This is a genomic window from Algibacter agarivorans, assembly GCF_039543245.1.
GTDB classification, from domain to species: Bacteria; Bacteroidota; Bacteroidia; order Flavobacteriales; family Flavobacteriaceae; genus Algibacter_G; species Algibacter_G agarivorans.
Map to the genome: position 1 here is coordinate 39,573 of NZ_BAABJJ010000042.1, position 10,253 is coordinate 49,825.

Below are 10,253 nucleotides of genomic sequence, written 5' to 3' on the forward strand. Positions count from 1 at the left end.
CTAATTATTAGATGCTTAGATTTAAAAAAGGTTGCGTCTAAATAACCACTTTATTTATATAACAAGAAAAGTTTTATTTTTCCTAGCCCATAATTGGATTTTTTAATTAGGAACTAAACTTTCTTAAATTATTAATAATAACATATTCTAGGAGTTTTCCTTTGCCTACTAATCCCAGTTTTTTTCTAATGTTTTTTTCTATGGGTTTCAATAGTAGATGTGCTTAAGTTTAGTTTTTTTGCTATACGTATGGAACTTTTACCGTTGCCGATGTATTGTAAAACTTGTAATTCTCTTTTAGTTAAAGTATTAACTTTGTTCTGCGTTTTTATATCTAAGGTTGAAAAAAAGAAAATGAGGGAGTTTACGGATTCTTTATGTGTTGTAATGGACTTTGTTGCTTCTAATATGGACAGGATTTCTTCTTTTGATAGTAGGTGACCTTCCTTTTTTATACTATTTATGGTTTTTAAAATTTCTTTGAGAGCTGCCATATATCTGTTTTGAATAACTAACAATCTAGGTGAACAATACGAATAAAAAAATCCCCAATACTGGGGATTTTTAGGTAAATAATTAGAGTCAGTAATTCAAATATAAGAGATAACTATCTTCTTTTAAAAGTATACACATCGGTATAAGTTTCATTCCCTTCAACATAGGTTTCGGTAATTACTAAATTGCCATTAATAATTTCTACTTTACCACTTTCTAGTATTAAATCACCGTTAGGGTAGTCTTCATTATATTGAGGCTCAATAAAATCTATATATTTAAAAGATACTAATGTTAGCGTTTTATCTACTTCATTATATGCCCATTTTCCTGTTTCTTCAGCCTTGTATTTTTCAATTTCATTAGAATAAATTGCTGCACAATTATTTGCTGAAGCATCGTAATCTATAGATTTATACTCCTCATCATCCAATACCTTAAAGTCGCCATTGCTTTCAATGATAAGGATTATTTCCTCTTTTAAATCTGCTTCATATGGCACGTTTATAGTTTGTCCGTTAGTACATGAAATTTGTGCTTCATCATCATCAAAGTCTGTAGATTCTATTTCAATCCAATCGCCAACAATAGAAGCGTTTCCGCCCCAAGCTTCAACTTCAACACATACAGTAACAGCTTGACTTATGTTATTGTTACTATCGTAAATACATAACGTTCCACAAAATTGTCCAGCGGGAATAGCGTCTCCAAAATCTACATCAATTAGGAACTCTTCGCCCGTCAAATTATTATTTCCTCTAGAAGTACTAAAGGCTTTGGAAGATGTTTTTCCTTTTGTGTTTGAGTTTTTACCTGTTAAAAAGCTAGACGTTGGAATGTCGAAATAATTTGATGCACTATTGTTGTTTACATCCTTAAACTGTAAATAAGCACCGGCAATATTGGTTTCTGAAGTTGAAAATTTTAAATTGAAACCAGATTTTTGATGGGCTTCTGCGTCATTGGAATTAATTTGAAGATCTATATTACTGTTAGGTGCCGGAGGTGCTCCGTCGTTTTTTGTTGCTCCATCTATGTCAATAGCTGAATTTAAATCATCAACTTCAATAGCTGAATTTTCAGTTTCGTTTTGCATATTGGCCAATTCATCATTTCCACTGTTGTCATTGTTTTCCGAATCGGAAGAACATGAGTAAGTTGCAATAGAAAAAATGGCTAGAATAAATAATGTTTTAATGGTTTTCATATAAATAGATTTAAGTGGTTAAATGTTTGTATTGTTGAAATAGAGGGATTTTGATTCCAAATGGACATCGGTTATTTTAGATAGCCCAGAGTGTTTTTTAAATTGTATGGAGTTGTTATGAATAAAAATAAAATTAATACTCAATTGATTATATTATTTTAAAGGGATGGATTATTAATAAGCTTTCAAACATAGGAAATTAATTGTTAATATGAAACTGATGTTTGAGAGTTCTGTTAATAATTGCAAATATGAATAAAATATGTAAACAAAAAAATCCCCAATACTGGGGATTTTGAGATGTACATCGAAAACTTTATAGTTAAACGGTAGTTTTTTTACTTATTGCTTTATTATACGTTTTGTAGTTGTTTTATTGGTCTCAAAAATAGTTAAAACTATGCACTTTAGTGCATCTCGCTTTAGCTTTTAAAAAACCTACCTTTGTGTTATGACAGAACAAAGTGTAAATAGGCATACAGTTTCGAGGATGGCCGTGCATATAGTATGGAGCACCAAATATCGTTATCCGGTCCTAACAGGTGATGTTCAAAAAAAGTGCAGAACACTTTTGATACAGGTGTGCGATGCTGAGGGAGTTAATGTTTTGAAGTGAGTTGTAAGTAAGGATCACGTGCATATGCGCATAGAACATCGATCTTCCCAGTCCGTGCGATCTTGTTAAAAAGCTAAAAGGGAGAAGTTCACGAAGGTTGAAGCAAGAATTTCCAGAATTGAACAAACGTTACTGGGGTGGTCATTTTTGGGCCATAGGATATGGGTGTTGGAGTACTAGGAATATCACTGACAAAATGGTAAATGAATATTTAGAGCATCATAGAAAATCAGATAACGACACAAATGCATTCATACTAGAGTAATCAAGTACTGCTTACTTTAGTCAAATTTAAAAACCTATGGCACTTTAGTCCATAGTGGTTTAGTTATATTTTGAGTCTTATTCATCATATTTTTTGAGGTTTTTATAATGCACCAATTTTATAGCAAAACCGCATGAGCTCCGTAGCGTTATGGCATTTACTTTTTCTAAGAATATTTTTTCTATGAGAGTAAACCGTGTGCTCGCTTATAAATAAAGCTTTGGCTATATCTTTAGTTTTGCAATTTTCGGCAATAAGTTTTATAACATCTTTTTCTCTTGACGTAAAAAAATTATTAAACTCTTTATAAACTTCCTCCTTAAACGCTTTTTGTTCAATGTGTGGTGCATTAAATTCCCATTGAACGGTATCGGGGTTATCAAAAAAAGAAATATCAGTTAATAAGGATAAATTACTTTTCATTTTACCATTTTTGGTCGCTTCAAAAAGGGACGATTGTCTCAAGATTTTAACGTAGCTGTTATCTTTTTTTCTGAATCGATAGGTTAGGTTTAGCGAACTGCTCTGTAAATTTAAACAGCTGTTGTTGGTAAGATGATTTACAGCCGCTTGGGTAATTCTGTTAATAAGATTCAAATCATCAGGGTGTGCAATGTTTAGTAGGGTTTCTAGCGTGAATTCATCTTCGTTATAGCTTAATAGTTTTTGGATATCTCTTTGAAATGAAACTTTAGAATATTGCCAGTCAACAACATATAAGCATTGTTTTGTGTTTAGTGGGAAGTTGTTTATACTAGAAAAATCGTTTTTATGAAAATTTAGTTTTTTCAATTTAGAAGAGGTTTCCCTTATAAATTTTGGATTAGGCTGAATCATTTGTTGTGAGATTTGGTTTTTGAAATTTTTAAACGATTAAGATTATTATTCAAATGAGAAGCTATAATAATAAAAGGGTTTTCTGTAAAATAATAGTAATTAAGAGTCTTTGATACCAACATTTTATATATTTAAAGCTTATATTTCTTCTTTAAAGCATAGTGCATCAATTCGCCTTTACCTTGCAATCCTAAAATCCGTAACATGTTTTGGAGCTAAAATTTAATCCTTCATAATACAAATATGGTTAGTAATGCAACATAAAATATACCCATTACTGGGTGTATTTCTCATTTAATTTAGATAAACATAATTTGTAAAAACTAAAAGCTAGATAAAAAGCATAAAAAACCGAAGTAAGGTATGGTGTATATGGTTTTAAGAGAATTCTTGATTATCAAGATATATTTTTTACTTAAAGAAATACTTAATAGCAGAAATAAACAATATAAAAGCAATAAAGGCAATGAGCACCCAGATGCTGCCAGCATAAAAACGTTTATGGAGTTTTAAATCTTTACGATAGGTATAGCCAATAACAATAGCAAAGACAATAAAGAAGATAATTCCAAAAATGATTTGACCTTTACTAAACATATCGTTATTTTTATGCAAATTTAATTAATAATGATGAGATTCCCGCCTTTGCGAGAATGACAAAATAATATTTATGAAAAATAAAATAGAAGCCGTAAAAGCATTCCATACAGCATTTAAAATCGGACACAGAGAAACGCCTAAAGCAGATTTAGGTTTGGCAAAGAATATGTTGCGTTATAAGCTTATGCGAGAAGAAAATGAAGAATATTTAGATGCAGCTAATAATAACGATTTAGTAGAAGTTGCTGATGCCCTTGGGGATATGCTTTACATTCTTTGTGGTACCATTATAGAACATGGAATGCAACATAAAATAGAAGAAGTGTTTGAAGAAATTCAGCGTAGTAATATGAGTAAACTAGGGGAGAACGGACAACCTATTTACCGAGAAGATGGTAAAGTGCTTAAAGGGCCTAACTACTTTAAGCCAGATATTCAATTTATATTAGACAAATAAAAAGAGCGACCAATTGGTCGCTCTTTTTATGATTTATTTAACTTCAAATCGCCACCCAAAAGGATCTTCAACTTTATTAGTTTGTATATCTGTAATACGCTTTTTCAAAAAGCTAGCGTATGTGTCATCTAGTTTTGGTAACTCGTAATCAACATCTTTATATCCAAATCCAGCAATTGGTGAAATAACCGCAGCTGTTCCTGCACCAAACATTTCTTTAAGCGAGCCATTTTTAGCAGCTTCAACCACTTCAGAAACCGATATTTTTCTAACCTCTACAGGAATGCCTTCTGCTTTAGCAAGTTCAATAATACTTTTACGGGTAATTCCGTCTAGAATTCTATCACTCGTTGGTCCTGTAATTAAAGTATCGTTTATACGAACAAAAATATTCATAGCACCTGCTTCCTCAATATACTCATGGGTATTATCATCTGTCCAAATAACTTGTTGATACCCTTTTTCTATAGCTAGTTGTGTTGGGTAAAACTGACCAGCATAATTGCCTCCAGCTTTAGCAAAGCCAACGCCGCCATTAGCAGAGCGTGAGTATTTTTCTTCAATTAAAACTCTTAATTCACCAGAAAAATAAGCGCCTGAAGGTGCCGTACAAATTATAAATTTATATTCATCGGCTGGAGAGGCATGAAACCCGTTTCCAGAAGCAAATATAAAAGGTCTTATGTATAGCGAACTTCCTTCGTTTGTTGGAATCCAGTCTTTATCAACTTCTAACAAAGCCTTTAAACCATCCATAAAATAATTTTCCGGTAGTTCAGGAATAGCCAATCGTTTTGATGAAATATTCAAACGTTTAAAATTATCTAACGGACGAAATAACCAGACATTCTTGTCTGCATCTTTGTAAGCTTTCATACCTTCAAAAACAGATTGTCCGTAATGAAAAATCTTTGCAGACGGATCTAAAGTAATCGGGTGGTAAGGAACGACTTTTGGTGCATGCCATTTCCCGTCTTTATAATTACATTCTAACATGTGATCAGAAAAAACATGTCCGAATTTTAAATTATCAAAATCTACATCGTTAATTTTTGTAGTTTTTGCCTTTATAATCTCTATATCGTTGATTATAGCATTCATAAGTCTAGTTATTAGGAACCACAAATTTAAAGAAAATCGCTTTTAAAAAATAGGTATATTTACATAAATCGCTTAAAAGTTAAAAATTTAAATCGTGAAGTCTATTACCTTAGTCGTTATATGTGTTTTAATGATGTGTTCTTGCAAGAATAAAAGTCAAGAAGACACTAAAATACCCGTTAAAGTTGAAAATATTGAGTATGTTTCTTTTGGAAAAAAAATAATTGCTGATGATGCTATTGCGTCAACTTCTATGGCATCACATTATAAAACCATGAATGTCGGCGATAGCATAAATTCTAAAATGAAAGCAAAAGTGAAAGATGTTTGCCAAGCTAAAGGATGCTGGATGCAATTGGATTTAGAAGATGGGAATGACGTGATGGTAAAGTTTAAAGATTATGGATTTTTTGTACCAAAAGATATAGCAGGCAAAACAGTTATCGTAAACGGAAAAGCATTTATAGAAGAAGTGTCGGTTAAAGAACAAAGACATTATGCTGAGGATGCTGGCAAATCTGCTGAATACATAGAAACAATAACAGAACCCAAAAGAACCTATTCATTTGAAGCTGATGGTGTTTTAATAATACAATAATTTGAAGCGAGAAGTAGTAATAACTGCGGATGGTTCTTCAACCATTCATTTGCCAGATTGGGATGAGCAATATCATTCCAAACATGGTGCTATACAAGAAGCTTATCATGTGTTTATAAAACATGGTTTACATCATTTTTGTCATTCTGAAATGAATTTATTATCGGATGTCACTTCGAGCTCAGTCGAGAAGTCTCATAATTTATTAAATGATGATGATATATCGATTCTAGAAATTGGTTTCGGTACTGGTTTAAACACTTTTATAACACTTTTGGAAGCCGAAAAATTGAATATAAATATCGATTATTTTGGTGTTGAAGCGTATCCGATTTCTATAGATGAAATTGAACAACTAAATTATCCGAAGCAATTGCAAGCTGAAAAAAATGAAGCCCTTTTTAATAAACTTCATCAAATGTCTTGGGGAGAAAAGCATGCCATAACATCCCATTTATCATTAACAAAACAAAAGAAGTTTTTTAATGAAATAGATGATACAGATAAATTCAATCTCGTTTATTTTGATGCGTTCGGCGCTAGGGTTCAACCAGAGTTATGGACAGAATCCATATTTCAGAAAATGTATAACGCTTTAAAAACGGGAGGTGTTTTGGTAACCTACTCAGCAAAAGGAAGTGTGCGTCGTGCTATGCAAGCCGTTGGTTTTACTGTAGAAAGACTTCCTGGGCCTCCTGGAAAACGCGAAATGCTCAGAGCTGTTAAATAGTTTACAGTCTCAGTCTCAGTAATCAGTCTCAGTTTTAGTTGTTGCTTTGTCCGGCTAGCTTTTGGTCTTCAGTCATCTGTCATCCGTCAATCAAAGTAATCACTGTTCTGTTAAACCTAATACAAAATGCTAGTAATCCATTAGGTCGTTTCGTAACTTTATAAAAAAAGAATATGCGCGTTTTAATAACAGGAGCAACAGGATTGATAGGACAAGAAATTGTAAAATGCTGCCATGAAAAAAACATAAAAGTAAACTACTTAACGACCAGTAAATCTAAAATAATCCAAATAGAAAACTATCAAGGGTTTTATTGGAACCCGAAAGCTATGGAAATCGATAGCAATTGTTTTAAAGATGTTGATACCATTATTCATTTGGCAGGAGCAACCGTTTCAAAACGATGGATACCCAAGTATAAAAAGGAAATTCTATCGAGTAGAAAAGAAACAACAGCCTTATTGGTTAATGCTTTAAAGGGGGAAAGTCATACCATAAAACAAGTCATTTCTGCAAGTGCCATTGGCGTATATCCAGATTCTTTAACTAATTATTACGACCATACATTTAGTGCCGTTAGTGACTCTTTTTTAGGGCAAGTAGTTACCGTGTGGGAAGATGCTGTGGATGAATTTTCCAAACTAAATATTACGGTATCAAAAATTAGGATTGGTTTAGTGTTATCAAATAAAGGTGGTGCTTTGCAAGAGCTAGTTAAGCCCATTAAATATGGACTAGGCTCAGCTTTTGGACATGGTAAACAGTGGCAATCATGGATCCATATAAACGATTTGGCTCATATGTTTTTGTATGTTTATAAACACCGTTTAAATGGTGTTTATAATGGTGTTGCACCAAACCCAGTTAGCAATAAGGAGTTAACTAAAACCATAGCCAATGTGATGCATAAACCTTTGTTTATGCCAAATATCCCCAAGTTTTTTATGAAACTCGTTTTAGGCGAAATGCATATGCTTTTATTTGAAAGTCAGCGTGTGAGTTGTAAAAGAATAACAGAAAAAGGGTTTTATTTTAAGTATAATAGTTTAGAGCCCGCTTTGAAGGATTTGTTGGGGTGAGTTTTTCAGCGGTTCGTTTAACGGTTTCGGTTATGGGTAGTTGCTTAACAGTATTAAGTTAGCAAAAAGGCACAGAGTGAGGGATATTCCGATTGGCACTTACCATCCCCAGGCAATTACTGATACCTATTGTTGCCATTTCGCTTTGTTATATTTTTCTTTGTCATATTCGCTTCTATATTTTTTAGGCTGCTAGTAACAATAGAAAAAAAATTATTTATAAGTAGAAATCCATTTGTTGATTTTTGATTCTAATAGCTCTAATGGAATACAACCAGTTTCTAAAATTTCATGGTGAAATTCACGTATATCGAATTGATTTCCCAACTCTTTTTTAGCTTTAGCCCGCAATTCACGGATTTTTAACTGACCAATTTTATACGATAGTGCTTGACCAGGATTTGCCATATAGCGCTCAATTTCAGAAATAATACTGGCCTCTGGTTCCGCTTCATTATTCAACGAGTATTGTATCGCTTTTTCACGAGACCAACCTTTTGTGTGTATGCCTGTATCAACCACCAAACGGATTGCACGGTGCATTTCCATCCCTAACATTCCGAAATATTGATAAGGATCGGAATATAAACCAAGTTCTTTACCCAGACTTTCGGTATATAATGCCCAACCTTCACCATAAGCACTATACCAAAGCGTTTTTCTAAAATCTGGTAAATCTTCGTTTTCTTGCGTTAATGAAATTTGATAATGATGCCCAGGAATTGCTTCGTGTAAAAATAAAGCTTCATCAGAAAATACATTGTATTTTGAAGCGTCAGGGATTGGTGTGTAAAAAACTCCAGGACGTGTACCGTCAAAAGAACCTCTGTTGTATTCTGCACTAGCAGAAGCTTCTCTGAATTTTTCGGTTCGTTTAATTATAAAAGGAGTTTTAGGTTTATTTCCGAATAATTTTTCTAATTGCGGTTTCATCCTTTCGTGAATCGAATTAAAGTTGTCAATGATTTCTTTTGGAGTTGAATAAGGCATTAATTCTTTATTCTCCCGGACATAGTTGAAGAAATTTTCTAGGCTTTCATTAAAACCAACTTGTTGTTTTACCTTTTCCATTTCTGATAAAATTCGAGCAACTTCTTTTAATCCAAGTTCGTGAATTTCATCCGCAGACATTGCGGTTGTTGTATATTTTTTTATGGAATGTTGATAGTATTCTTTTCCTTGAGGAATGCCATTGATTCCGCTATCTTTTCTGCCAGCGTTTGCATAGTCTGATTGTAAAAATATGTACATCGATTTAAATGATGGAATCAATTTATCATTCAATATTTTTGTATAAGAAGCAGTTAATTCTTTCTTTTCTTCAGTAGAAAAATCAGCTGGCAAATTTTTTATTGGCCAATAAAATAAATGATCTTTCAATGCTGTGGTTGCTAATACTTCAAACTGTGGTATGATTTTTTTAATCAACGAAGCTGGTAAAACATAACCTTCTTTAATTCCTTGTTTCATGCGTTTCTCAGCAGATAGTAACCAAACGTTGTATTTGTCTAATCTACTTAACCAGTTTTCATAATCTTTAGTGGTTTTAAAAGGTTGCGCACTACTTCCACTCGCAAACTGTCCCATTGTTAAATTGATTGTCCACATTTGGTTGATAGGCATTAAAATATCATTTTTAAAGCTGTTTTGCCCTAAAGCCATATCACAATCCCAATCTAAAACAGTTTTACTCATTTGCTGACTTTCAGTTAGGGTTTTATCTTGAAAATTGGCTAATTTTTCTTTATAATTAGTGTAGAAGTCATTAGTTTTTAAACTATATTCATCGGATAAAGTATTTGGAAATTGATCGTTAAAACGATTATCTCCAGCGAAGGTTGCTTTTAAAGGATTTAATGCTAATTTACCTTCGTTATAGTCTGTTAACAGCTGGTTAAAAACAATATCTTCTTTTAATGTTTCCATAGATGTTTCTATTTCTTTTTTACAAGAAGTATTACACATCATAAGTATTGAAATTGCTAAAATTATTTTTCTCATAATTGTTTATTATTTTCGTGCAATGAATGGTAATGCAAAGATAAAGTTCCGTTTCAATACTGAAACAATCCAGATAGTTATCGGGACCGCACAGGTGAACTTTATCGCTTGTTAAACGAAGGTAGTAGAATTTTTTTACAAAGTCAAGTTTTTATAAAAGCAAAAAACCACTTCAAACGAAGTGGTTTTAATAACTAATTAGGCACTTTCAGAAGTAAGTCCAAAAACTATTCATTTTTAAAAAGGATTGGAGTATTATTCATATTT

10 protein-coding genes and 1 pseudogene are annotated in these 10,253 nt (G+C 32.5%); 5 read left to right on the forward strand and 6 right to left on the reverse strand.

Annotated features, from left to right (window positions below):
• Nucleotides 1-185 precede the first annotated feature (185 nt).
• Both ABD935_RS14745 and ABD935_RS14750 read right to left on the reverse strand, forming a co-directional pair.
• The gene (locus ABD935_RS14745; RefSeq protein ID WP_345193309.1) at nucleotides 186-494 is read right to left on the reverse strand and encodes a response regulator transcription factor; all 309 of its coding nucleotides are present in this window, start codon (nucleotides 492-494) and stop codon (nucleotides 186-188) included.
• 113 nt (nucleotides 495-607) lie between these two features.
• Nucleotides 608-1,702 (reverse strand): hypothetical protein, encoded by a 1,095-nt coding sequence (locus ABD935_RS14750; RefSeq protein ID WP_345193312.1) that lies wholly within the window; start codon nucleotides 1,700-1,702, stop codon nucleotides 608-610.
• Between the two features lie 451 nt (nucleotides 1,703-2,153).
• Here ABD935_RS14750 and tnpA point away from each other — a divergent pair.
• A pseudogene (gene tnpA / locus ABD935_RS14755) lies at nucleotides 2,154-2,583 on the forward strand (IS200/IS605 family transposase).
• 102 nt (nucleotides 2,584-2,685) lie between these two features.
• Here tnpA and ABD935_RS14760 read toward each other — a convergent pair.
• Both ABD935_RS14760 and ABD935_RS14765 read right to left on the reverse strand, forming a co-directional pair.
• Nucleotides 2,686-3,375: a LuxR C-terminal-related transcriptional regulator gene (locus ABD935_RS14760; RefSeq protein ID WP_345193314.1), complete on the reverse strand. Its 690-nt coding sequence runs from the start codon at nucleotides 3,373-3,375 to the stop codon at nucleotides 2,686-2,688.
• 456 nt (nucleotides 3,376-3,831) lie between these two features.
• A complete protein-coding gene (locus ABD935_RS14765) occupies nucleotides 3,832-4,017 on the reverse strand; it encodes a hypothetical protein (RefSeq protein ID WP_345193316.1) in 186 nt (61 codons plus the stop codon).
• A gap of 73 nt (nucleotides 4,018-4,090) precedes the next feature.
• Between ABD935_RS14765 and ABD935_RS14770 the strand changes: the two genes are divergently transcribed.
• Nucleotides 4,091-4,477, forward strand: coding sequence for a pyrophosphohydrolase domain-containing protein (locus tag ABD935_RS14770; protein ID WP_345193318.1), 387 nt, complete (start codon nucleotides 4,091-4,093; stop codon nucleotides 4,475-4,477).
• A gap of 33 nt (nucleotides 4,478-4,510) precedes the next feature.
• Here ABD935_RS14770 and ABD935_RS14775 read toward each other — a convergent pair whose 3' ends face one another.
• Nucleotides 4,511-5,578: a branched-chain amino acid aminotransferase gene (locus tag ABD935_RS14775; protein WP_345193320.1), complete on the reverse strand. Its 1,068-nt coding sequence runs from the start codon at nucleotides 5,576-5,578 to the stop codon at nucleotides 4,511-4,513.
• Between the two features lie 94 nt (nucleotides 5,579-5,672).
• Between ABD935_RS14775 and ABD935_RS14780 the strand changes: the two genes are divergently transcribed.
• From ABD935_RS14780 to ABD935_RS14790, 3 genes are all read left to right on the forward strand, one after another.
• Complete coding sequence (locus tag ABD935_RS14780) at nucleotides 5,673-6,176, forward strand: DUF4920 domain-containing protein (protein WP_345193322.1); 504 nt, start codon at nucleotides 5,673-5,675, stop codon at nucleotides 6,174-6,176.
• Nucleotide 6,177: 1 nt separating this feature from the next.
• Nucleotides 6,178-6,906 carry a tRNA (5-methylaminomethyl-2-thiouridine)(34)-methyltransferase MnmC2 gene (gene mnmC2 / locus ABD935_RS14785; protein ID WP_345193324.1) on the forward strand — a complete coding sequence of 243 codons (729 nt, stop codon included), beginning with the start codon at nucleotides 6,178-6,180 and terminating at the stop codon, nucleotides 6,904-6,906.
• A gap of 173 nt (nucleotides 6,907-7,079) precedes the next feature.
• Entirely contained in the window at nucleotides 7,080-7,985 is a 906-nt protein-coding gene (locus tag ABD935_RS14790; protein ID WP_345193326.1) for a TIGR01777 family oxidoreductase, read from the forward strand.
• Nucleotides 7,986-8,198: 213 nt separating this feature from the next.
• On the opposite strand, the gene ABD935_RS14795 is transcribed toward ABD935_RS14790, so the two are convergent.
• Nucleotides 8,199-9,986, reverse strand: coding sequence for a DUF885 domain-containing protein (locus ABD935_RS14795; RefSeq protein WP_345193328.1), 1,788 nt, complete (start codon nucleotides 9,984-9,986; stop codon nucleotides 8,199-8,201).
• Nucleotides 9,987-10,253: the final 267 nt, after the last annotated feature.